This window comes from Microbulbifer pacificus, assembly GCF_002959965.1.
Lineage (GTDB): Bacteria > Pseudomonadota > Gammaproteobacteria > Pseudomonadales > Cellvibrionaceae > Microbulbifer > Microbulbifer pacificus_A.
Genome location: NZ_PREV01000026.1, coordinates 805,082 through 828,567, shown reverse-complemented (window position 1 = coordinate 828,567; position 23,486 = coordinate 805,082). Strand labels below are relative to the sequence as shown.

The following is a 23,486-nucleotide window of genomic DNA, read 5'->3' as shown; positions in this document are numbered from 1 at the left end:
CGGGTTTTCAGGAGCGTCGGCAACAGGGATGTTGCCGACGCAGCGTACAGGGACGTATTCACAGCGGTCCTGAAGACCCGCACCCGGTGCCCCGCCGCCACAGGACCCGCTTCAGAACCACAAACAAAAAGCCCCGGGATTTCCGGGGCTTTTTATTAGGTCGTCCGCTGAATCGAAAATTCCGCTAACTGTCGAAGTGCAGTCTTGTGCTCCCCATCCGACAAAAACTCAAGTTTCTCCAGAGCGAGTTCCACTTCCTTCCGGGCGCGGTCAAAGGTGTAATCCAGCGCACCGCAAGCGTCGATGACCGCAACAATCTCATTTAGTTTGTCCGCGGATTTCTGCTCGATCGCCTCGCGCACCAGCGCGGCCTGTTCTTCCGTGCCATTCGCCATCGCATAAATCAGTGGCAGGGTGGGCTTGCCCTCGGCCAGGTCGTCGCCCACATTCTTGCCCAGCTCTTCGGAATTGCCGCGGTAATCCAGCGCATCGTCCACCAGCTGGAACGCGGAACCCAGATGGCGACCATAGAGTTTCAGGGATTCGCGTTCGTCCGCGCTGCAGCCGGCCAGAACCGCTGCGGTTTCACAGGCCGCTTCGAACAGCGCGCCGGTTTTCTTATGGATAACGCTCAGGTAATTGGCTTCAGTGACCGCAGGATCGCCCGCATTCACCAGCTGCTGCACCTCACCCTCGGCAATGGTGTTGGTGGTATCGGACAGGATCGCCATGATGTCCATATCCTTCAGGGCCACCATCATCTGGAAGGCGCGGGAATAGAGGAAGTCGCCCACAAGCACCGCCGGCGCATTGCCCCACTGGGCATTGGCGGTGATGCGGCCGCGGCGCATATCCGAGGTGTCCACCACATCGTCGTGCAGCAGCGTCGCGGTATGGATGAATTCGATGATCGCCGCCAGCGGAATATGATCCTCGCCCCGGTAGCCGGCGGCGCGGGCGCACAGCAGTACCAGCAGCGGGCGCAGGCGCTTGCCGCCGGCCTCGACCAGATAGTGGCCAATGTTCTCCACCAGGGGAACGTCTGAGTGCAGTTGGTCGATGATGGTCTGATTGACCGCCGCAAAATCGTCGGCGGCTACCTGGTGGAAAGGCAGCATGCAGGGTTCCTTAATACAGCACTTTGGTGTTCTATCGGCGGCAAGACTAGCGGTTTTGGCCCCGGGCGGAAAGGCCGGGGAGGGAAGCGCAAGGGTTTGGCTGTCTGAAAAACGCGCTATTGTGCCGGGCGGCTGAATTGATTAGAATCTGCGCCCCGCTCGAACCGGGCCCGTTTGCCATGTTAGTCCATGGGGTGGTCCAGAGTCGGGAAGACGTTTTAACCAAACGGCGCAAGCTCCCAAAATGCTGGCTTGTCAGTCACCGGATGATGGTGATTCGACCCTGCCGCTGCTTCGTGTCGTCCATTTTGTGGAGCATAGAAATATGTACGCTGTTATTGAAAGCGGTGGCAAACAACACCGTGTTGTAGAAGGCGAAGTTCTGCGCCTGGAAAAAATTGAAGCCGCTACCGGTGAATCCGTCGATTTCGACAAGGTTCTGATGGTAGTGAACGGCGACACCATCAATATTGGTGCGCCCGTAGTGGAAGGTGCCAAGGTGACTGCAGAAGTGCTGAGCCACGGCCGCGGCGACAAGGTGAAAATCATCAAGTTCCGTCGTCGTAAGCACTCCATGAAGCGTCAAGGTCATCGTCAGTGGTACACCGAAGTTAAAATCACTGGCATCAAGGCATAAGCAGAGGAGTAACGACTCATGGCACACAAGAAAGCTGGCGGTAGTACGCGCAACGGTCGCGATTCCGAAAGTAAACGCCTGGGCGTGAAGCGCTTTGGTGGTCAGGCTGTCTCCGCAGGCAGCATCATCGTGCGTCAGCGCGGTACCAAGTTCCACGCGGGTGTGAACGTTGGTATGGGCAAAGATCACACCCTGTTCGCTACCGCCGATGGCGTGGTGAAGTTTGAGGTGAAAGGCGCCAACAACCGCAAGTTCGTTTCTATCGAAACGGCCTAAGCGGTCGCAGCGTCCGATAAAAAGCCCCGCAATCGCGGGGCTTTTTTGTATCTTGCCCGCATTTTTGTATTGTTTCTGGATTGTTTCCGGGCAAATTACACTGAAGACCGGGTAACCGGTAAGTAGAGTCATGAAATTTGTAGATGAGGCACCGATCAAGGTGCAGGCCGGCAACGGCGGTAAAGGGTGTTGCAGCTTCTGGCGCGAGAAATTCATCGCCAAGGGTGGTCCCGATGGCGGTGACGGCGGCGACGGCGGCTCCGTGTATCTGTTGGCCGACGATTCCCTGAATACCCTGGTGGACTACCGCTTTCAGCCCAACCATCAGGCTGAGAACGGCGAGCCTGGGCGCGGTCGCAACTGTACCGGTGCCAAGGGTGAGGATCTGGTGCTGAAAGTGCCGGTGGGTACCACTGCGATCGACGTGGATACCGGTGAGACTCTCGGTGACCTGCTGGAGCCCGGGCAGAAACTGCTGGTGGCCCAGGGCGGCTTCCACGGCATCGGTAACACCCGTTTCAAGTCCAGTACCAACCGCGCGCCGCGCCAGACCACGCCGGGCTACCCCGGTGAGTTCCGCCATCTAAAGCTGGAGCTCAAGGTGCTGGCGGATGTGGGCATGCTCGGCCTGCCGAATGCGGGCAAGTCCACCTTTATCCGCGCCGTGTCCGCGGCCAAGCCGAAAGTGGCGAATTATCCGTTCACCACCCTGGTGCCAAACCTGGGCGTGGTGAAGGTGCAGAAATACCGCAGCTTTGTGATCGCCGATATCCCCGGTCTGATCGAGGGTGCCTCTGAGGGGGCGGGGCTGGGTATCCGTTTCCTCAAGCATCTGACCCGCTGCCGCGTGCTGCTGCACCTGGTGGACCTGGCGCCGTTCGACGGCTCCGACCCGGTGCAGAATGCGCTCGCCATCGAGCGCGAGCTGAAATCCTTTAGCCCGACCCTGGCCGGTCGCGAGCGCTGGCTGGTATTGAACAAGACCGACCTGGTGCCGGCGGCTGAGCTCGAGGAGCGCTGCCAGTCAATCGTCAGCGCCCTCGGCTGGCAGGGGCCGGTGTTCCGCGTCGCCGCCATTCGCGGTGAGGGGACCGATGTGCTCTCCGGTCAGTTGATGGATTACCTCGAAGACGTGAAGCAGCGGGAAGAGCTGGATGGCGATCTGTTCGAGGCGGAGCAGGAAGCGCAGCGTCAGATGCAGCAGGAGGCGCGCGAGCGCATCGAGGAAGTGCGTCTGGCTCAGCGTGCCAGGCGCCTGGGTGCTGAAGAAAGTGACGAGGACGATGAAGATTGGGACGACGATGAGTACGACGTGGATGTAGAATATCGTCGCTAAGATTTCCGCCCATTCAGAGGATTGTCCTGATACAGGTACGACCCGCAGGGGCGTGTCCTGATATGAGGAAGAAATGGACTCCATTGCGTCGCGTCAGCAACTTTCCGCCAGCAAGCGCTGGGTGATCAAGATCGGCAGCGCATTGCTCACCGACAATGGGCGCGGCGTCAACCGCGCCGCGATCCACAACTGGGCCGGTCAGATCAGTGCCCTGCGCCGACAGGGCATTGAAGTGCTGCTGGTTTCCTCTGGCGCCGTGGCTGCGGGTATGGATCGCCTGGGTTGGCGCAAGCGCCCGGAGTCCATCCATCAATTGCAGGCGGCCGCCGCCGTCGGCCAGAGCCATCTGGTACAGGTGTACGAGCACGCGTTCGGTCAGTATGACTGCCGTACTGCGCAGATCCTGCTGGACCACGATGATCTTTCCAATCGCACCCGCTATCTCAATGCCCGCAGCACCCTGCGCACCCTGCTGTCGCTGGGGGCGGTACCGATCATCAATGAAAATGACACGGTGGTCACTGACGAGATCCGCTTCGGCGACAACGACACCCTGGGGGCCCTTGTGGCCAACCTGGTGGAGGCGGATGTGCTCTTGATTCTCACTGACGCGGATGGCCTGTTCACGGAGGATCCGCGCGATAACCCCGAGGCGGAGCTGGTGCGCGAGGCGGTGGCCACCGATCCTCGGCTGGTGGCAATGGCGGGAGGTTCCCGCAGTGGCCTGGGGCGCGGCGGTATGTCCACCAAGGTGCGTGCGGCCCAGCTGGCGGCGCGCTCCGGGGCGCGCACGGTGATCGTTGGTGGCTCCATCGAGTCGGTGATCGAGCGTGTGGCGGCGGGGGAAGATATCGGTACCTTGCTAATGCCTGAGGCGGACCCGCTGACGGCGCGTAAGCGCTGGCTGGCGGGGCAGCTACAGGTGCGAGGCAAGCTCTACCTGGACGCCGGGGCCGAGCGCGCGCTGCGCAATCAGGGCAAGAGCCTGTTGCCGGTGGGCGTGGTGGGTATCGAGGGCCGCTTTCATCGCGGCGAACTGGTGAGTTGTGTCAATGCCGATGGCGAGGAGGTCGCGCGAGGGTTGGTGAACTACGACAGCAGCGAGGCGGTCAAGATTTGCGGTCAGTCGTCTGAGCGGATTGTGGCGTTGCTGGGGTATCGCGATGACGACGAGCTGATTCATCGCGACAACCTGATCCTGTTGTGATTTGGTGGGTAATCGAAAGGCCGGATGGCGGTACCGATGTCGGTACCTTCATTGGCGAATCCGCACGTTATTCCAGGCAATAAAAAACCCCGCAATTGCGGGGTTTTTTGTGCTCAGTCAGAAATCGGCTCAGGCGGCCAGTTTCTTGATCTGGGCGTTCAGGCGGCTCTTGTGACGAGCAGCCTTGTTCTTGTGAATGATGCCTTTGTCGGCCATGCGGTCGATGACCGGCACAGCAGCCGCGTAAGCGGTTTTGGCTTTTTCAGCGTCACCTGCATCGATGGCTGCAACTACCTTTTTGATGTAGGTGCGCACCATGGAGCGCAGACTGGCGTTGTGATTGCGGCGCTTGTCGTTCTGGCGCGCGCGTTTCTTCGCTTGAGGTGAGTTGGCCACCGGTTGCTCCTGTCTGGATCTTGATAACTCGAACAATCGGGCCGGGGGCCCGTTTGGGACGCGACATTATCCCCAGCATTGTTTGTTTGTCAACCGCTCGCACGCTGAGTTTGTGGCCGGCTTGCCGACGCCCGAATCGGCCGGGATTCAGCGGGGCAGGCGCAGGGTGAAGGTGACTCCACTGCCGTCTTCGCGGTTGGCGGCGCTGAGCTCGCCGTGATGGAAGTCGGCAATCAGGCGGGCAATATGCAGTCCCAGGCCCAGGTGGCCGGCTTTGCCGCCGTCGTCGCGAACTGAGACCAGAGAGTCGAACAGCTTCTGACCGAATCCCTGTGGTAGCAGCGGTCCAGTGTTACTGACGCTCAGGAGGTAATTCTTGCGTTCGGCCGTCAGTGTCATCTGGATAGCGCTGCCCTCTGGCGCGAAGCTCACGGCATTATCCACCAGCTTGTCCAGCAATTGTGCCAGCAGCTCCGGCGCACCGTGGAAGGGTTGGGGGGTGTCCGGGCCCTGCAGTTCAAAACGGTGGCCGGGGTGGGCGTCCGCGTAGCTCTGGCTGAGTACCTGTATCAGGTCCGCGAGATCGAAATCCTCGCGGTCGGCCTGGCTGATGCTCGCCTCCAGGTGATTCGCCGCCGAGAGTGCATTGAGGATCGACGACAGGCGCGCGCCGCCATCCGCCGCCCGCTCGGCGTAACGCCGGCTGTCGCTATCGAGGTCGCCGGCAGCGAGATTGTCGAGGGAGGAGCGGACCACGGCCAGCGGTGTGCGCAGCTCGTGAGAGAGTTTGCTCGCGAGGCTGCGCAGGTACTGGTGGTAGTGGTCCAGTTCCGCCAGCAGGCTGGCGAAGGCACGGTTGAGCGCGCCGAGCTCGTCGTTGACGAAGGGCCGCGGAAAATCCCCACGCAGTCGTCCGCTGGCATCCACCGCATTGCTCGCGGCCCGGTGTAACTGGCGGATGCGCCAGGACAGCCAGCTGGCGTAGCCCAGCAGTAACAGCAGGACCAGGCCGGCGGCGCCGGCGGTGGTGAGCCACAGGCGCCGGGCGGCCGATTCCGTGAGGGACTGTAGCGCGCTGGCGGACTGGGTAGCGATGACTCGCCCCAGCAGTGGGCGCTCAATGATGTCATCGGCGCGGGTCACCACGGGTACGCTGACTGCGCCGATGCGCTCGTCGCCCGGTGCGCGGGCGCTTTCTTCCGGGGCGCTGAACCACTGGCTGGCGGTTTCCCGGTTGCGGGTGAGGCTGACGGGAAGCTGGTCCTCGGGGAGTCGTGGCAGCGAGTCGGTGGCGAGCACCTTGCGGTAGAACCACTCCCGCAACCAGGGTTGCACCGAGCTGGTGGAGGGGGCCTCCTGGATATGATCGTCATACCCGTTGCGGCCGGTGCGAGCGAGCAGGAACCCCTCCTGGTCCACCACCGTCAGTTGCAGCTCCGGGCGCGCGAAATGTTCCAGTTCCCGCTGCAGTTGTGGCAATGGCTCCACCAGTACGCCTGGGCGGCCGTCACTCGGCAGCGTGCTGGTGAGCCGCGCCGGAGTGCCGCCGTTGCTGTCTGTCCGGTCCAGCACGCGGATGGCGAGTTCGCCGTCGCCTAGTGACGCGGGAAGAGTCAGTTCCAGCTGGTAGCCGTGCGGGGAGGCGGTCCAGCGGCCGCGGATGCGGAGCTCACGCTCATACTGTCCGCGGCGAGGGTTGTACCACATGGCCTGTACCGGGCCCTGGCTCGCTACTGGCAGCGAGTATTGCTGGCGGGCGGTGTATATCTCCACCGTGTCGCCGCTGGAGACGCCGCTGTGGCGCGGGTCGTGGTAGTTGGGGCTGCGGTCGCTGGCGGTGAGCAGCAGATAGAGCTGGCTGCCATGGCGACCGAGGGTGACCTGCGCGAAGGGGGCGCCATCCTGGTCGAGCAACTGGCGGGGTTGCAGGCGCAGTGCCCGCCACTCTTCACCATAGCCATCCAGAATCGGGGCTTGTGGCAGTGGGTTCAGGTAGAGCTGGGCACCGGGCGGGCGGCCGTTGCGGCGGGCGTCCGGTGCAATCAATTCCGGCACGCTGGCGAGGCGCGCGGCGATGGCGTTGCCGGTGGCCTCCAGCGTCTGTATCTGCCCCTGGGCGAGAGCCTGATCCACCTGGCGCAGGTACTGGCAGCTGGCCCAGGGCAGGGCCAGGGTGCAGAGACTCAGCAGGACCAGTTGGCGACGCAGGTTCATGTGCTTTCTCTTATGCCGCTGCCTGCCAGCGGTAGCCCATGCCGTAGGCGGTGCCAATGGCGTCGAAGCTGGGGTCGATCGCCTGGAACTTGCGGCGGATGCGTTTCACGTGGGACGTGATGGTGTTGTCGTCCAGCACTACCCGCGCGGCTTCCATCAGCTGGGTCCGGCTCTTCACGTGCCCGGGGCGCTTGGCGAGCGCGTGTACGATCCAGAACTCGGTCACCGTAAGATCCACCATTTCCCCTTTCCAGTGGCAGTGCAGGCGCGAAACGTCCAGTGCCAGGTCGCCCTGGGTGAGAACTTCGCTATCGTCGCTTTTGGACTGCAGAATACTCACCCGGCGCAGCAGGGCGCTGATGCGTGCCTGCATATGCGGCAGGGATATGTCCTTGGTGAGATAGTCATCCGCGCCGAGGCGCAGGCCGGAAATGATGTCCAGTTCCGAGTCCCGCGCGGTCAGGAACAGGATCGGCAGGGTGGGAGCCATGGCGCGCAGCTCCCGGCACAGGTCAAATCCCCCCTCGATCTCAGCGCCAAGGCCCACATCGATGACCGCCAGGTCCGGCAGTCGCTGCTGGAATGCAGCCAGCGCCTCCGGGCGGGTGTGGTAGAGCTGAACCTGGTAACCGGTGCGGCGCAGGGCATCGCGATAGTTCTCGGCGATGGCGATTTCATCTTCGACGATGGCGATGGTAGGGCTGTTCATAGGGCTTCTCGCAAGACTCCGGCACCGGTTCTTTGTTGGAATGTGGCGGAAAATCATGCCCGAACAATGGGGTTACTGGCAAAACAATACGGGATATAAAAAAGCGCGCGGCGTTTTGGCCGCGCGCAAGGTTACGTCTTACAGGGTTGCTTACGGAGCATTGCGGCGAGGCCGCGAGGAAACTGACCGGTTTTCACTCACCGGTGGAAGCCAGCCGGCCGCCGCTTTTGTGGAACGGCGACCGATGGGACGTGCGTCAGAAGGTGCCGGCCGTGGATTCCGGCGCGCCAAAGTGGATATCCACACGGCGCTCGAGGGCGTAGGCGTCGAGATCGCCCTTCAGTGCCTTGGAGCGGCTGGCGCCGAGAGCGCGGCGCTCGATGCGCTCAGGCGCCACGCCATAGGCTTCCAGGGCGCGCTGCACGCTGAGAGCGCGCTGATCGGAGAGTACGTTGTTGTAACCGTCGCTGCCGCGGGGATCGGAGTGGCCTTCGAGCAAAACCTGCAGCTGCGGGTGGCGGTTGAGGAAGTCGGCCATCGCGGCAACCTGTTGTTCCTGCGCTTCCTGCAGTTGGTCGTCGCCAGTAGTGAACAGCATCTGGAACTCCAGACTTTCCAGTGCCAGCTGGCGGGCATCGTTGGCGGACAGCTGTGCCGCGTCCAGTTGCTGTGCCAGGTTGCCCAGCTCCGCGCGGCTTTCAGTCAGTTGTGCAGTCAGTTGTGTTGCGAGCATGTCGGCCTCTTCTGCTTGCTTGATCTGTTCGCCCAGCCAGGCTCCGCCGAGGGCGCCGGCAATGAAACCGACCGGGCCACCTACGGCAGCGCCCGCAACTGCGGCGCCGGTAAATACAGTGGCCTGTTTGGCCGGGGTCAGGGCTGAGCCCTGAAATTTCTTCTCGGTGTTTTTGGCGGCCTCGGGCGCGGCGAAGCTGTTCAGGGCCAGACTGCTCAGGGTTACTGCCAACAACATCTTTTTCATGATCGTGTTCCTTGCGATTTCGGGTTTTTGATGACTGCTCTTCGGTGCCGATCGGGTTGGTGTTTCCGTCTCGGTTGAGTGTCATTTAAACCCCGCAAGGAGGCACTGGCGTGGCGCCAGTGGGGCAAATAGCGCAGCAATTATGGCGAATTGTGGCCGTTTGCCCTGTGATTCAGTTCAGTCTCCGCAAAGATTGCCGGGTAGTCATTCCATCCGTCGCCGGTAGCGGCTGTCGCGGGTCTGGTCGATACGTACCCGTACCCGCTGGGGGCGCGGCCCCATGGCGACAACCGCATACAGCAGTACCGCCAGGATCAGCGCGATAATCAGTGCGTTTATGGTCATTCCGTCTCTCCTCTGTGGCCGCCACTCCCTGCGGCTCGGCAACGGCTTAAACTGAGTATAGTTCCGTATCGCGCCAATCGTAGGGCGCGCAAGGAGCATGTCGCCGCAGTACTGGTTTGAGGTAGACTTGCCGCCCATTATTTTCCATCTAGTTTCAATCTACAGGCCGTATTTGGCGGCGATCATCAGGAATCAGGGACGTGGCAGCACCTTCGCCCGAGCAGGAACAGTCCAGGTCGACTTCCCAGGAGCGCCATGCTCCCGAGGGCGCGGTCTCCGATTCACAAACTCCCGATTCACAGGCAAAGAAAGGTAGCTCCCATCGGGGGTTGCTGCGCGGTACGTCGGTGGTGGGGGGCGCCACACTGTTGTCACGGGTCATGGGGTTGGCGCGGGATATCGTATTGGCAGGGCTCACCGGCGCCAGTGATGCCGCGGACGCATTTTTTGTGGCATTTAAAATCCCCAATTTCTTCCGCCGGCTATTTGCCGAGGGCGCTTTCTCGCAGGCTTTTGTGCCGGTGTTGGCGGAATATCGTACAAAAGGTGGCATCGCCGCGGTGCGCGAACTGAATGACCGGGTAGCCGGCGCCCTCGGTGGCACCTTATTGCTGGTGACTCTGTTTGGCGTTCTGTGCGCCCCGCTTGTCGCCGGGGTCTTCGCCTTTGGTTGGTGGTGGGGCGGCAGTGAGCCGGCAAAGTTTGCCCTGGCCACCGAGATGCTGCGCATTACTTTTCCGTATCTGATGCTGATCTCGCTGACCGGTTTTGCCGGGGCGATGCTGAACAGTTTTGACCGCTTCGCGATACCCGCGCTGACGCCAATCCTGCTGAATCTGGTGTTGATTGCAGCTGCCACCATCGCTGCGGGCTGGTTCGAACCTCAGGTGATGGCACTTGCCTGGGGTGTGCTCGCCGCGGGTGTGGCGCAGTTACTGTTCCAGATTCCGTTTTTGATGCGGGAGGGGTTGCTGCCGCGCCCCAAATGGGACTGGCAGTACCCGGGGGTGCGCAAGATTCTGCGGCTGATGGCGCCGGCGATATTTGGCGTCTCGGTCACCCAGATCAGCCTGGTGTTGGATACAGTTCTGGCCTCCTTCCTGCCCACCGGCTCCGTTACTTGGCTCTATTTCTCTGACCGCCTGGTCGAGTTGCCCCTGGGGGTATTTGGGGTGGCGGTCGCTACCGTGATATTGCCAAATCTGTCCCGGCAGCATGCGGGGGGCGATCCGAAAAAGTTCCGCCACACCATCGACTGGGCCCTGCGCTGCGTCAGTTTGATCGCCGTGCCCGCGGCGGTGGCGCTTTTCGTACTGGCGGAGCCGCTGCTTACGGTACTGTTCCAGCGTGGCAATATGACCCCGCGGGATATGGATATGGCGGCCTGGTCACTGCGTGCCTATACCTTCGGATTGCTGTTTTTCATGCTGATCAAGGTGCTGGCACCCGGCTACTTCGCGCGCCAGGACACGGTAACGCCGGTGAAGTTTGGCCTGATCGCCATTGCCTCGAAGATGGTGCTGAGCCTGCTGTTCGTGATTCCCCTGCATATTTACTTCAAGCTCGGCCATATGGGGCTCGCCGCGGCCACCGCCGGCCAGGCGGCCATCAATGCCTTTCTACTCTACCGGGGCCTCCGCGAGGGCGGTGTTTATGCGCCGGAAGCCGGTTGGCGCGGATTCCTAACCCGCCTGCTGATGGCCAATCTCGCCATGGCCGCGGTGTTGCTGGGCATCCTCCACTATTGGCCAGAGTGGCACTTGTGGCCCTGGTGGGAGCGCGCCTGGCGTATGGGGGTAGTGGTAGCCGCTGGTGGCGCCACCTACGGCCTGGTGTTACTGGCCAGTGGCCTGCGCCCGCGACATTTCCGCGCGACCTCATGATTGACCGAAATCCCCAGAAGGCGGGCAAATCCGTTATACTGCGCCGCTTGATTTTGCAAGGGCGAGCCAGGGTAAGCAGAAGGGTGGGTGAAGCACTGTGACCGAGCAACGGGAACTGATTCGCGGGTTGCACAACCTGCGGCCGCGACACCGGGAATGTGTGGCGACCATCGGTTCATTCGATGGCGTGCACCTGGGCCACCAGGCCATCATTACCCAGCTGCGGGCGCGTGCGGCGGAGCGCAATCTGCCCTCTGTGGCCATCATCTTTGAGCCTCAGCCCCATGAGTACTTCTCCGGTGAAAAAGCACCGGCGCGGCTGATGCGTTTCAAGGAGAAAGTGCTGGCGCTGTTCGCTGCCGGTGTGGACCGCGTGTTGTGCCTGCAGTTCAACGAGCGGTTGCGCCATCTGAGTGCGGAAGCGTTCATCCAGCAGGTACTGGTGGATGGCCTCGGCGTACGCCACCTGGTTGTCGGTGATGATTTCCGTTTCGGCTGCGACCGCAGCGGCGACTATGCGCTGTTGCAAACGTCCGGTGAAAATGCGGGCTTCAGCGTCGAAGACACGGCGACACTGGAAATCGCCGGTGAACGCGTGAGTAGCACCCGCATCCGCGAGGCCCTGCAGAACGCGGACTTTGCGCTGGCGGAACAGTTGCTGGGCAAACCCTACAGAATCACCGGCCTGGTGGCCCGCGGCCGCGCTCTCGGGCGTCAGCTGGGCGCGCCCACGGCGAATGTGCGTTTGCATCGCTACCGCTCACCGTTAGTGGGCGTGTACACCGTCAGCGCGAAGCGCACCAACGGCAGCCCGATGAGCGGCAGTTGCATGGAAGTGGCCGGCGTGGCCAATGTGGGCTTCCGCCCGACGGTGGAAGGCGAGGGTGCAAAGCCATTATTGGAAGTGCACCTGTTCGATTTCAGCGGCGACCTGTACGGCCGCGAAATCGCCGTCACTTTCCACCACAAGTTGCGCGATGAAGTAAAATTTGAGTCCCTGGATATCCTCAAACAAAAAATCGCTGAAGACATAGAAAACGCGAAAGCGTGGTTTGCCAACGGCAAACCCAGTTAAAAAATTACTCCTTCGCATCCGAATGGCACAAATCCCAGATGCGAAGGCAGAGCACCGGGTACGGGTTTTCAGGAGCGTCGGCAACAGGGATGTTGCCGACGCAGCGTACAGGGACGTATTCACAGCGGTCCTGAAAACCCGTACCCGGTGCTCTGCCGCCACCGAACTGGCCGAGCAGGTACCCCGGAGCCTGAGATCAGAGCTCTGTAGTTAGTCCGGTGGCGCCGGAGCACTGGGGATCAGGTTTCAAAAACGCTGCAAGTACATCCCTGTAAGCTCCGTCGGCGACGTCCATGTCGCCGACGGTTTTGAAACCTGATCCCCAGCACTCCGGCTTAGATTTTTAGTTCTGCGCTTCGTAAGCCCGTGGGTTTCGAAGTTCAGTGAACGACCGATGAATTGTTTTAGCGCTACAACCGAAGTAGATAACCAATGACCGACTACAAAGCGACCCTGAATCTGCCCGAAACCGACTTCCCCATGCGCGGCAATCTGCCGAGCCGGGAACCGGAAATTCTGAAGCAATGGCAAGAAGGCAAGCTCTACGAAAAAATTCGCGAGGCCCGCGCTGGTCGCGAACAGTTTATCCTGCACGATGGCCCTCCCTACGCCAACGGCGATATTCATATCGGTCATTCGGTCAATAAAATTCTCAAAGACATCATCGTCAAATCCAAAACCCTGAGCGGTCTGGATGCCCCCTACGTGCCCGGCTGGGACTGCCACGGCCTGCCCATCGAACACAAAGTGGAGCAGAAAGTCGGCAAGGCCGGCACCAAGGTGGACCACAAAACCTTCCGCCAGAAGTGCCGCGAATACGCCGCGAAACAGGTGGACGGGCAGAAGAAAGATTTCATCCGTCTCGGTGTGTTCGGCGACTGGGAAAATCCCTATCGCACCATGGACTTCGAGTTTGAAGCCGACATCATCCGCGCCCTCGCTGGCGTCGTGAAGAACGGTCACCTCTCCCGTGGCTTCAAACCCGTGTACTGGAGTGTGGTGGGCGGTTCCGCACTGGCGGAAGCAGAAGTGGAGTACCAGGATAAAACCTCCTATTCCATCTATGTGAATTACCCGGCGACCGAAGAAACCGCGCTCGCTATTGCCGACGCCGCTGGCGGTCACGCCGGTGAAGGTCCTCTCTCCGTAGTGATCTGGACTACTACTCCCTGGACCCTGCCATCTTCACAGGCGGTTTCCGTCAATGGTGAACTGGAATACGTGGTGGTACAGGTAGGCGGCAAGCGCCTGTTGCTGGCGGAAGCGCTGAAAGAGGCCGTACTGGCGCAGGCGGGCCTTGAAGGTTCCGTGGTCGGCCGCATCCGCGGCGCGGCGCTGGAGCACCTGAAAATCAAGCATCCTTTCTACGATAAAGAGTTGCCGATCATCCTCGGCGACCACGTTACCACCGACGCCGGTACCGGCTGCGTGCACACCGCGCCAGACCACGGCCCGGACGACTTCAATGTGGGTAAGCGTTACGGCATCGATACACTGAATTATGTCGATGACAACGGCGTGTACCGTGACACTGCACCGCTGGTTGCCGGCGAACATGTGTACAAGGTGGACGAAAAGATTGTCGATCTGCTGAAAGAGAAAGGCGCGCTGCTACACCAGAGCAAGCTGGTACACAGCTATCCACACTGCTGGCGCACCAAAACCCCGCTGATCTACCGCGCTACCCCGCAGTGGTTTATCAGCATGCAGCAAAATGACCTGTTGGATCATGCGCAGAAAGCGGCGGATGAGGTGCAGTGGGTTCCCGGCTGGGGCAAGGCGCGCATTGACTCGATGCTGAATGCGAGCCCTGACTGGTGCATTTCCCGTCAGCGCACCTGGGGTGTGCCCATTGCATTGTTTGTGCACAAAGAGACCCAGGAAATTCATCCCGACACCCCGGCGCTGATGGAAAAAGTCGCGCAGCAGGTGGAAAAGGCGGGCATGGATGTGTGGTTTGAGCTGGATGCCAAAGAGCTGTTGGGGGACGACGCGGACAACTACCAGAAAGTTACCGATACTCTCGACGTATGGTTCGATTCCGGTGTGACCCATCATGCGGTGCTGAAACGTCGCGAGGCTCTGCGTTTCCCGGCGGATCTGTATCTGGAAGGCTCCGACCAGCACCGCGGCTGGTTCCAGTCCTCGCTGAAGACCTCCATCGCCATTAATGACTGTGCACCCTACCGGCAGGTATTGACCCATGGCTTTACCGTAGATGCCCAGGGCCGAAAGATGTCTAAGTCCATCGGCAACGTAGTGGCGCCGCAGGATGTGATCAACAAGCTGGGCGCGGACGTGCTGCGTTTATGGGTGGCCGCTACCGACTTCAGCGGCGAGATGGGGGTATCCGACGAAATCCTGAAGCGCACCGCGGACTCCTATCGCCGCCTGCGCAATACCGCGCGCTTCTTCCTGTCCAACCTCGCCGGTTTTGATCCCGCGAAAGATCTGCTGCCGGTGGACGAACTGCTGGCGCTGGACCGCTGGGCTATCGAGCAGGCGGCGAAACTGCAGGCTGAAATCATCGCGGCCTACGATCGCTACCAGTTCCATCAGATCTACCAGAAACTGCACAACTTCTGCGTGGTGGAAATGGGTGGTTTTTATCTCGATATCATCAAGGATCGCCAGTACACCACCCAGGCCGACAGCGTCGCCCGCCGCTCAGCGCAAACCGCGCTGTACCATATCGTGCAGGCGTTCGTGCGCTGGGTTGCTCCGATTCTGAGCTTCACCGCGGAAGAGCTGTGGCAGTTTATCCCCGGCAACCGTGAAGACAGTGTGATGCTGGCCGAATGGCATGAATTCCCCGAGCTGCCCCGGGACGTCGTCATGGATGCGGAATTCTGGGATGCCATTGCCGATGTGAAAACAGCGGTGAACAAGGTGCTCGAAGAGCAGCGCGCGGCCGGCAACATCGGTGGTTCACTGCAGGCCTCCGTCACCCTGTTTGCGGATGAAACACTGCAACAGAAACTGGAAGCACTTAAAGACGAACTGCGCTTCGTCCTGATCTGCTCTTCGACGTCTGTGCAGCCTCTCACCGACGCCGCCGGCGCCGAGAAAACCGAACTCGCCGGATTGCGAGTGGCGGTGCACAAGGTAGATGCGCCCAAGTGCGGCCGCTGCTGGCACTACCGCGAGGATGTGGGCCACAACCGCGAGCACCCGGAGCTTTGCGGTCGCTGCGTGGATAACGTGAGCGGTGATGGCGAGGTGCGCCACTATGCCTAATTTTGTTGGGCTCAAGGCAATACAGCACCCGTGGCGCTGGTACCTGCTGGCGCTGCTGGTGATTCTGGTGGATATCGCCACCAAAGTGTGGGCAGTGGAACGTTTCATGTACGGTCCCGCCCTGCAGATCATTCCCGGTTTGTTGCAGTTTACCTATGCGGAAAATTACGGTGCCGCGTTCAGCTTCCTCGCTGATGCCGGCGGCTGGCAGCGCTGGTTTTTCGGCGCCATCGCGCTGATTTTCAGCACCGTAGTGGTGATGTGGATCAAGCGGTTGCCGGCCACAAAACGCTGGGAGCCCACCGCACTGGCGCTGATTCTCGGTGGTGCGCTGGGTAATCTGTGGGATCGCATGCTGCTCGGTTATGTGCGCGATTTTATTTCCGTGTATTACGGCAGTTGGCATTTTCCCGTATTTAATGTGGCCGACATGGCCATCTCCGTCGGCGCCGCCATGCTGGTCATCGAACTGTTGTTTTTCAAAGACAAAGGCGAAGAAAAAACCGGCAAGAATGGCGCGGAAGTGTAAGGTTTCAGAGCGGTACCAACTAGGGCAGTACCTTTTAGAGCAGTAGTATGAGCAACAATGTTATCGGCGAGCACAGCCGCGTCACCCTGCACTTCAGTCTCAAGCTGGATGACGGCGCAGAGATTGATTCCAATTTCGACGGCGACCCCGCCACCTTTATTGTCGGCGATGGCAACCTGCTGCCAGGCTTTGAGCAGGCTCTGTTCGGGCTGAAAACCGGTGATGAAGCGGAAATCGAGATTCCGCCGGAAGCGGCTTTCGGTCAGCGTAATCCCGCCAATATCCAGACCGTGCGTCGGGATACATTCTCACCCGATATGCAGCTGGAGGAGGGGCTCGTGGTCTCCTTTGATAACGGCAGCGGAGAGCTTCCGGGGATTATTCGCGAGATCGGTGAAGACGAAGTGGAGGTAGATTTCAATCATCCACTCGCGGGGCAGACGGTGTTCTTCCATGTAAAAATTCTCGAAGTGGCCTCGGTCAACTAGGTCAAAGGACGGAGCAGCATGCAGATTCGCCTCGCCAATCCCCGCGGTTTCTGTGCCGGCGTCGATCGCGCGATTGACATCGTTAACCGCGCGCTCGATGTGTTCGGTGCACCCATCTATGTGCGTCATGAAGTGGTACACAACAAATTCGTGGTTGACACCCTGCGCGAACGCGGTGCGGTATTTGTCGATGAGCTGGATGAGGTGCCGGACGATGTGATCGTCATCTTCAGTGCTCACGGCGTGTCCAAAGCGGTGCAGGATGAAGCCGCCAGCCGCGGTCTCAAGGTGTTCGATGCCACCTGTCCGCTGGTCACCAAAGTGCATATGGAAGTGAGTAAGTTCAGCAGTGACGGAGCCGAGTGCATTCTCATCGGCCACGAAGGCCACCCGGAAGTGGAAGGAACCATGGGCCAGTACGACACCCGTAATGGCGGTGCCATCTATCTGGTGGAAGATGAACAGGATGTGGCGAAACTCGACGTCAAAGACCCGGACAATCTTACGTTCGTCACCCAGACCACGCTTTCCGTCGACGACACCTCCCGGGTGATCGATGCTCTGAGGGCCAAATTCCCCAATATCCGTGGCCCGCGCAAAGACGATATCTGCTACGCCACCCAGAACCGCCAGGACGCCGTGCGCCAGCTGGCACTGGAGTGCGATCTGGTGCTGGTGGTGGGTAGCCCCAACAGTTCCAACTCCAACCGTCTGCGGGAACTGGCCGAGCGCTGTGGTACCGATGCGTATCTGATCGATGGTCCCGATTGTGTGGATTCCACCTGGCTGAATGGTAAAAAAATCATCGGTATCACCGCCGGCGCTTCGGCACCGGAGGTGTTGGTGGAGCGGGTGATTCAGAAGCTGCGCGATCTCGGTGCCAAGGCGCCGGATGAAGTGGCGGGAATCCCGGAAAATATCAGTTTCAGCCTTCCCAAAGAGCTGCGCTAACGCCATTCCCTGAGATCGGGTTCAGGCGGAGCCCTCTATCCGCCTGTCGTATCACCGCTACCGTCTGTCGGTCTCGTCCTGGTGTTGTGACGGGATTACTTCCTTCTTTTTGCCCAATTGATATAAAGCTTTCGTGCGCAATCTGGCGATGCGGAAGTCCGTTCGCCCCTGGCTCTAGAGTAATTTGATCATGAATAAGCCCCTTAACCAGCTCGGCTTCACGCTGGTCGAGTTAATGGTCGTCATCGCAGTCCTTGGCATTATTGCCGCCGTAGCGGTCCCGTCGTTTCGATCGGTGATTCAGGACTACCGGATCGTCACCACTACGGATGAAATCAACAGCACCTTGCAATTCGCCAGGGCGGAGGCCGTTCGTCTCGGCGGTGGCGTCAGGGTGGGAGGCGTTGGAAGCGATGTAGCCAATGGCCTCAGAGTCTGGGTAGATGAAAATGGCAATAACAGCTACGACAGTGGTGAAGAGCTACGCGTTTTCAATGTGGAGAGTGCCAACCTTGCTTTGACTGCGGAGGTTGGTGCTACTGGTACCGCCAACCTGCAGCTTGTTTTCAACGCGCGTGGAGAAACAGGGCTTGCCGATACGTTGACCCTGGGTTTGTGTGACGAACGCACCGGCAACCACGGTCGCCAGCTGGAGATGCTGGTTTCTGGATCTGTACGCCTGTTAAAAAATACCGCGTGTACCGGATAAGGGAAAAGAATATGAAACAACAACAGGGCGCGACCTTGATTGAGGTTCTGATCTCGGTGCTTGTGCTGGCCGTTGGCCTCCTGGGAGTTGCAGCAACCCAGACGCTCAGCCTTAAAAATGGCAACGGAGCCAATCAGCGTTACATGGCGGCATTGGCTGCCCAGGATATTGTCGAGCGTATGCGTGCAAACCCGAGCGGCCTTGAGCAGGGCAGTTATGATGGCACGGTGAACGGCAGTGAGACGCAGCAAACCTGCGCTACTGCGTGCAGTGTTACTGAATTGGCCAGTCTCGATTTGTACGAATGGGGACGTCTGATCCAGACAAACCTGCCGTCCGCGACAGGTACGATTGGCCGAAATGCCGGCGAGGTAACTGTGACCATTGCATGGAAGCAGCAGCACACCGGCAAAAACTACGGGAGCTCCAATGGCGGAGCGGAAGATGCCAACTTTACCATGATCGTGGAGCTTTGATATGTCATCGCTGACCAAGCAGGGTGGGCTGTCTTTGATTGAGCTCATGATCGGGCTTTTGTTGAGCTCGTTGTTATTACTTGGTGTGCTGCAGGTATTCCAGAGCAATACCAGCACCTCCCGATCCCAGACTGCCCTTTCCCGTATACAGGAAAGTGGTCGCTTTGCCATTGACTTACTGAGTAAGGAAATAAGAGCGGCGGATTATTGGGGGTGTGCTCCGGGACCGGACAGCATTTCTAATAGCCTGGCTTCTCCGAGCGCATTTTTTTCGTCCGTGGGTGCGGATGGCATACAGGGCCTGAATGACGCCGCCGCGGGAGAAAAAGTCGGAGGAAAAGACGTCGTCGCCGGTACTGATGTATTGATTATAGGAAGTACCGTCGACGCTTGTGGCGGAGCCGGCCGAATGGTCAATCCAGCAAATCCACTGTTGCCGGAGGTGAGCGCCAATTGTCCCATTGCGACGGGAGACATTGTGCTGGTTGCGAACTGTCGAGCTGGTGACGTATTCAGTATCACGGGGGTAACCGGTGACCTTGGAGCCGGGAATCGTGTAATTTCCCACGGTGCGACATTGCAGGAAGCCTACGGTGCCGACGCCAAAATTCTGAAACCATACCAGCGAACGTATTTTATTGCGGAGAGTGCGGCGGGCGGTACTTCCCTCTTTATGCGCGATGAAAATGACAACACCCAGGAACTGGTTCCCGGCATTGAGGATATGCAGATTACCTATGGACGTGACACATCCGGGGACGGTGTGGTTGATATCTGGCAATCGGCGGAGAGCAACCTGGATAACATGGCGCAGGCCACCGCGATCAAAGTGCAATTGTTGGTCGCCAGTGAGGATGGTGCTGGAGTTACCAGCCAGAAGGTAACCGAGCTGGACGGCACCGAAACGACATATACCGACGGGCAGTTACGCAAACTTTATGTTGCTACTGTCAAAGTGCGCAATCGCGGGAGTATGTGATGAAGAGTGTAAATCGTCAGCGGGGAGCCGTGTTGATCGTCAGCCTCGTTTTACTGCTGGTGCTGACCATGATCGGTATCGCAGGAGCGCGTGGTGTAATGATGGGCGAACGCATGACCTTCGCCTCCCGTGATGCCAAGATCGCTCTGGAAGTCGCCGAGTCCATGGCGAGGCAGGGAGAGGCCTATATCGATGGTCTGAGCGATATCAGCGGCTTTGGCACAACCGGCTGGTTGCGCAGCGAAGGTGACGGCCCCGATGACCTGTTTGCCGATGCTACCTGGACGGATACCAATTCCGAGGAGTGGGACGTGGGTATGAAGGGAGCCGATGGCAACACGAAACTGAAAGGACGTATTTTTATTGAGCTGGCGGGACTGGCCTCCGACGATTCCAATGCTGCCGATGTGGATTTGAGTACCGGTAATACCGGTCTTGAGTTCGATGATACCCGTGTCTTCAAGATCGTCACGCGGGGGACGGGGATCGGTGGTACGGAACGTATTATCGTGACTCTCTACGGTAAGGCAATGTAATGCCTGCGGCGGCAACCATTTGAATTGAGAACTAACCATGAAATGGAATAACAAGATCAAACAGCGATTGTCTCTCCGTTCCCTCAGTGCGGCTTTTCTATTGTCACTGGCCACCAGCGTTTCAGCGGCTCCGGGTGATCTCTCCGATGTCCCGCTATATACCCGTGGATCCGCGGAGCCAAATATTATGTTTGTGCTGGATTCTTCAGGATCAATGCAGGGAGAGATTTGGCCTCCAAGTGAATATGATGAAAATGCAACATATGCGAGCTGCGCGAACCCTATATCTTCGACATACCGCTATTGGAGTAACGGAAAATGGCGAACAGGGAATTATGAAGTTCAATTTCAAGTGGATATTGATGACGGCAGCGTAAAATTCAAGATGGATTCTGGTGGGAAAACGGAGGAAAACTGGAGGGAATGGGATTCTACAAACGACTGCTTTGATGATGATGCTGATTATCGTGCCTGGATACATGCGTACAATACGTCTAATGATTACTACTATACTGGTAGCGATCCTCAGTTTGGAGATTACAGAGATGAGTCGGCCAGTGGGCATCTGTTGAATTGGTTTTTCTCGTCTAGAAATGAAGCTGGGACATACGAAGCAGCCAAATTTCTTGAGTTCGACGGAGATGCGGCACGCTCAAAAGTTGCGGTCACACGAACCGATGTCATGAAAACATCAGCAATTGAGTTGGTGTCGGATCTAGAGGATGTTCGTATAGGATTGATGCAATTTGATGGTAGTGATGGTGCACGAGCATTACGTGGGCTCGAAAGTGTTACTGACGATAATCGCACCGATTATCTGAATGTGATTAAGGGTATTACAGCGGATGGAAGCACTCCCTTGGCAGAGAGCTTCACTGGTGTCGGACGCTATTTTATTACGGGGTTCGAGAATAAAGATCTTTCGTACAAAGGTAGTGATGGCGGCACGGTGACGACCGCGGGTAAAAATATTTTCAATTTTTCTCCAGACTGGGATGATGTCACCCCGAATGTCGCTAAGCCAACCAGTAGCACTGAAGGGGCCGCAATACAGTTTTATTGCCAAAAAAGCTTCATGGTGGCACTCACCGATGGTGAGCCCACCAGTGATGACAGCATTAGTGATCATCTAAAGGGATATGACTACAACTGTTCGGGTAATCCTGGAGGGTGCACCAGCAGTGAAATGGATGATGTCATCAAAGCGTTATATGACATTGATCTTCGCCCGGATTTGAAAGAACCAGACGGTACCCCGGTAAAACACAATATCATCAGTTATATCATCGGATTCGCCAATGATGGCCTAACAGAAACCGATGTAATGAAAAATGCCGGCAAGCTTGGTGGCGGTGGGGTTTACACTGCGGACAACGCGGCCGAGCTGAAAGTCACCTTCAATCAGATCATCAGCAAGGTCCATGCAATTGTCGGAAGTTCCAGCTCCGTAGCCTTTAACTCAACCTCGCTGGAAGCGGACTCCGCTATCTACGCGGCCAAGTTCGACAGCGGCGACTGGAGCGGTGAACTGTCCGCTCTGGCTATCGACAGCGCGGGCAATATTTCCACAACTGCTTCTTGGGAAGCCGGAACCATACTCGACCAAACCGCGCCGAGTACACGGACACTGCTCACCTATAAGCCTGGCACTGGTGGCGTCGCATTTACTGCTGCCGGACTAGATTTTACCGGTAGTGATGGAGATACCGAGCTGGACTTGAATATCAATACGTCGACCGGCGTATCCGTGGCAGATAATCGCGCGTCGGAGCGCGTTGACTATCTGCGTGGTGATCGTACCAAGGAAGGCAACGGGAGCAATGAGTTCCGTCAGCGTAGCAGCCGTCTCGGCGATATTGTCAATTCGACGCCGGTGTATGTAGGTGAGCCAGTCGGTAAGTGGGAGAATGCGGAGTTCGCGGAAGCGAGCAGTTACGCTGCATTCAAGAGCGGCAAGGCAAGTCGCACACCGATGGTATATGTGGGCGCGAATGATGGCTTCCTGCATGGTTTCAATGCCTCAACAACAGGTACGGATGCCGGTAAAGAACTGATTGGCTACCTCCCTTCTGTGCTTTCCAGTACTGAAACTGAGCTCGGTTTACACGCATTGACATCGCAGAACTACCTTCACAAATACTATGTGGACGGTACTCCAACGGTTGGAGATGCGTATATCAATAGCGCCTGGAAAACCGTTCTTGTCGGTGGACTGGGGGGCGGTGGCAAGGGGTACTTTGCGCTCGACATCACCAACCCCGCCTCATTTACTGCCGCTAACGCTGGCTCTCTAGTACTGTGGGAGTTTACTGACAGCAGTAACAGTAATCTTGGTTACTCTTACAGCCGTCCACAGATTGGTCGCATGTCAAATGGCAAGTGGGCGGCAGTTTTTGGTAATGGCTATAACAGTCTTACCGGTGACGCCGGGTTGTTTATCGTCTATCTGGATGGCAGTGGACATGTTTACCTGTCTACCAGTACAGGTAGCCAGGCAGATAAGAACGGCCTTTCGACCCCGGCAATTATCGATACCGATCTCGATGGCACGATCGACCGCGTTTATGCCGGCGATCTGCGTGGCAATATGTGGGCTTTTGACGTGGAAACCAATGCGAAATGGACGTCAGGGGTTGCTACTGGCACGGTGAATAAACTGTTCACCGCTGCCGGCGAGCCAATCACCGGTGCTCCACTGGTGGCGAGAAATACTGCGAATGAAAACGGAGCCTCTCCCAATCTGCTGGTGACATTCGGTAGCGGCCAGTATCTGACGGATGCCGATACTGCGAATACCGCTGCGGGAGGTTTTTATGCAGTGTCGGATAACGGAACGTATAACCTGGACAAAAATAATCTGGAGCCCCGGTCTATTGGAACGAAGGACGTCACGCAGAGCAGTGGAGGGACAGTTCAGCATCGCACGCTCAGTGGAACGGCGTTGAACTGGAGCAATAAATCCGGTTGGTATATCTCCCTGCTGTCTGGTGTTTCCCCGGATGGCGGAGAGCGGGTTACCACGCGTCCGGATTTGCTGCGTAATGTACTTTTCTTTAACACTCTCATTCCTACCGGGCAGGTGTGTTCCGCTGGCGGATACGGGTGGTTGATGTCGGTCGATGTACGGACCGGGCTCGCACCTTCAGAGTATGCGGTGTACGACGCGAACAATGATGGTGTTATCGATAGTGCGGATATGGGCGTAGTCGGTGAAATGGTGAATGAGGGGATCCCGAATAAGCCGGGCTTCCTGGGAGGCAAGAGACAGTACACCTCTACCAGTGCCGGCACTATCAATGACCGGGATATCAATGTGGGCGGGGGTGACCGCGAGGGACGACTGGCCTGGGAAGAAATGATTCCCAACTGATTGCCCAACATGCCTAGCGAGAAGCCGGGTTTAAAA

General features: G+C 58.5%; 21 protein-coding genes. 15 read left to right on the top strand and 6 right to left on the bottom strand.

Going from position 1 to position 23,486, the window contains the following annotated elements; all coding sequences use genetic code 11:
• Nucleotides 1-155: 155 nt before the first annotated feature.
• On the bottom strand, nt 156-1,118 hold the full coding sequence (ispB, locus tag C3938_RS03970) for an octaprenyl diphosphate synthase (protein ID WP_105101933.1): 963 nt from the start codon (nt 1,116-1,118) through the stop codon (nt 156-158).
• A gap of 325 nt (nt 1,119-1,443) precedes the next feature.
• Here ispB and rplU point away from each other — a divergent pair, with 325 nt between their 5' ends.
• The 4 genes from rplU (at nt 1,444) to proB (ending at nt 4,574) form a co-directional block, all read left to right on the top strand.
• Entirely contained in the window at nt 1,444-1,755 is a 312-nt protein-coding gene (rplU, locus tag C3938_RS03965) for a 50S ribosomal protein L21 (protein ID WP_105101932.1), read from the top strand.
• A gap of 18 nt (nt 1,756-1,773) precedes the next feature.
• Complete coding sequence (gene rpmA, locus C3938_RS03960; RefSeq protein WP_010132157.1) at nt 1,774-2,031, top strand: 50S ribosomal protein L27; 258 nt, start codon at nt 1,774-1,776, stop codon at nt 2,029-2,031.
• A 130-nt stretch (nt 2,032-2,161) separates the two neighbouring features.
• A complete protein-coding gene (gene cgtA / locus C3938_RS03955; protein ID WP_105101931.1) occupies nt 2,162-3,367 on the top strand; it encodes an Obg family GTPase CgtA in 1,206 nt (401 codons plus the stop codon).
• 73 nt (nt 3,368-3,440) lie between these two features.
• Complete coding sequence (proB, locus tag C3938_RS03950; protein WP_105101930.1) at nt 3,441-4,574, top strand: glutamate 5-kinase; 1,134 nt, start codon at nt 3,441-3,443, stop codon at nt 4,572-4,574.
• A gap of 129 nt (nt 4,575-4,703) precedes the next feature.
• Here proB and rpsT read toward each other — a convergent pair whose 3' ends face one another.
• From rpsT to C3938_RS17755, 5 genes are all read right to left on the bottom strand, one after another.
• Nucleotides 4,704-4,970, bottom strand: a complete 267-nt coding sequence (gene rpsT / locus C3938_RS03945; RefSeq protein ID WP_105101929.1) for a 30S ribosomal protein S20 — start codon at nt 4,968-4,970, stop codon at nt 4,704-4,706.
• A 147-nt stretch (nt 4,971-5,117) separates the two neighbouring features.
• Nucleotides 5,118-7,184 (bottom strand): ATP-binding protein, encoded by a 2,067-nt coding sequence (locus tag C3938_RS03940; protein ID WP_105101928.1) that lies wholly within the window; start codon nt 7,182-7,184, stop codon nt 5,118-5,120.
• A 10-nt stretch (nt 7,185-7,194) separates the two neighbouring features.
• The gene (pdsR, locus tag C3938_RS03935) at nt 7,195-7,893 is read right to left on the bottom strand and encodes a proteobacterial dedicated sortase system response regulator (protein WP_105101927.1); all 699 of its coding nucleotides are present in this window, start codon (nt 7,891-7,893) and stop codon (nt 7,195-7,197) included.
• A gap of 256 nt (nt 7,894-8,149) precedes the next feature.
• The gene (locus tag C3938_RS03930) at nt 8,150-8,872 is read right to left on the bottom strand and encodes an OmpA family protein (protein ID WP_105101926.1); all 723 of its coding nucleotides are present in this window, start codon (nt 8,870-8,872) and stop codon (nt 8,150-8,152) included.
• 204 nt (nt 8,873-9,076) lie between these two features.
• A complete protein-coding gene (locus C3938_RS17755; protein ID WP_158681553.1) occupies nt 9,077-9,217 on the bottom strand; it encodes a hypothetical protein in 141 nt (46 codons plus the stop codon).
• Nucleotides 9,218-9,546: 329 nt separating this feature from the next.
• Here C3938_RS17755 and murJ point away from each other — a divergent pair, with 329 nt between their 5' ends.
• From murJ to C3938_RS03875, 11 genes are all read left to right on the top strand, one after another.
• Entirely contained in the window at nt 9,547-11,100 is a 1,554-nt protein-coding gene (gene murJ / locus C3938_RS03925) for a murein biosynthesis integral membrane protein MurJ (RefSeq protein ID WP_199775549.1), read from the top strand.
• Nucleotides 11,101-11,197: 97 nt separating this feature from the next.
• Entirely contained in the window at nt 11,198-12,175 is a 978-nt protein-coding gene (gene ribF / locus C3938_RS03920; protein WP_105101925.1) for a bifunctional riboflavin kinase/FAD synthetase, read from the top strand.
• Nucleotides 12,176-12,607: 432 nt separating this feature from the next.
• Complete coding sequence (gene ileS, locus C3938_RS03915) at nt 12,608-15,412, top strand: isoleucine--tRNA ligase (protein ID WP_105101924.1); 2,805 nt, start codon at nt 12,608-12,610, stop codon at nt 15,410-15,412.
• Entirely contained in the window at nt 15,405-15,941 is a 537-nt protein-coding gene (gene lspA / locus C3938_RS03910) for a signal peptidase II (RefSeq protein ID WP_105101923.1), read from the top strand. The genes ileS and lspA overlap by 8 nt, the downstream gene beginning before the upstream one ends.
• A 47-nt stretch (nt 15,942-15,988) precedes the next feature.
• The gene (locus C3938_RS03905; protein ID WP_105101922.1) at nt 15,989-16,429 is read left to right on the top strand and encodes an FKBP-type peptidyl-prolyl cis-trans isomerase; all 441 of its coding nucleotides are present in this window, start codon (nt 15,989-15,991) and stop codon (nt 16,427-16,429) included.
• 18 nt (nt 16,430-16,447) lie between these two features.
• Nucleotides 16,448-17,380 carry a 4-hydroxy-3-methylbut-2-enyl diphosphate reductase gene (gene ispH / locus C3938_RS03900; protein WP_105101921.1) on the top strand — a complete coding sequence of 311 codons (933 nt, stop codon included), beginning with the start codon at nt 16,448-16,450 and terminating at the stop codon, nt 17,378-17,380.
• Nucleotides 17,381-17,570: 190 nt separating this feature from the next.
• A complete protein-coding gene (locus tag C3938_RS18175; protein WP_105101920.1) occupies nt 17,571-18,089 on the top strand; it encodes a GspH/FimT family pseudopilin in 519 nt (172 codons plus the stop codon).
• An 11-nt stretch (nt 18,090-18,100) separates the two neighbouring features.
• Nucleotides 18,101-18,565, top strand: a complete 465-nt coding sequence (gene pilV / locus C3938_RS03890; RefSeq protein WP_105101919.1) for a type IV pilus modification protein PilV — start codon at nt 18,101-18,103, stop codon at nt 18,563-18,565.
• A gap of 1 nt (nt 18,566) precedes the next feature.
• On the top strand, nt 18,567-19,544 hold the full coding sequence (locus C3938_RS03885; protein ID WP_105101918.1) for a PilW family protein: 978 nt from the start codon (nt 18,567-18,569) through the stop codon (nt 19,542-19,544).
• Nucleotides 19,544-20,080, top strand: a complete 537-nt coding sequence (locus tag C3938_RS03880; protein WP_105101917.1) for a pilus assembly PilX family protein — start codon at nt 19,544-19,546, stop codon at nt 20,078-20,080. The genes C3938_RS03885 and C3938_RS03880 overlap by 1 nt, the downstream gene beginning before the upstream one ends.
• Before the next feature lie 37 nt (nt 20,081-20,117).
• The gene (locus C3938_RS03875) at nt 20,118-23,450 is read left to right on the top strand and encodes a pilus assembly protein (protein ID WP_105101916.1); all 3,333 of its coding nucleotides are present in this window, start codon (nt 20,118-20,120) and stop codon (nt 23,448-23,450) included.
• Nucleotides 23,451-23,486 lie beyond the last annotated feature (36 nt).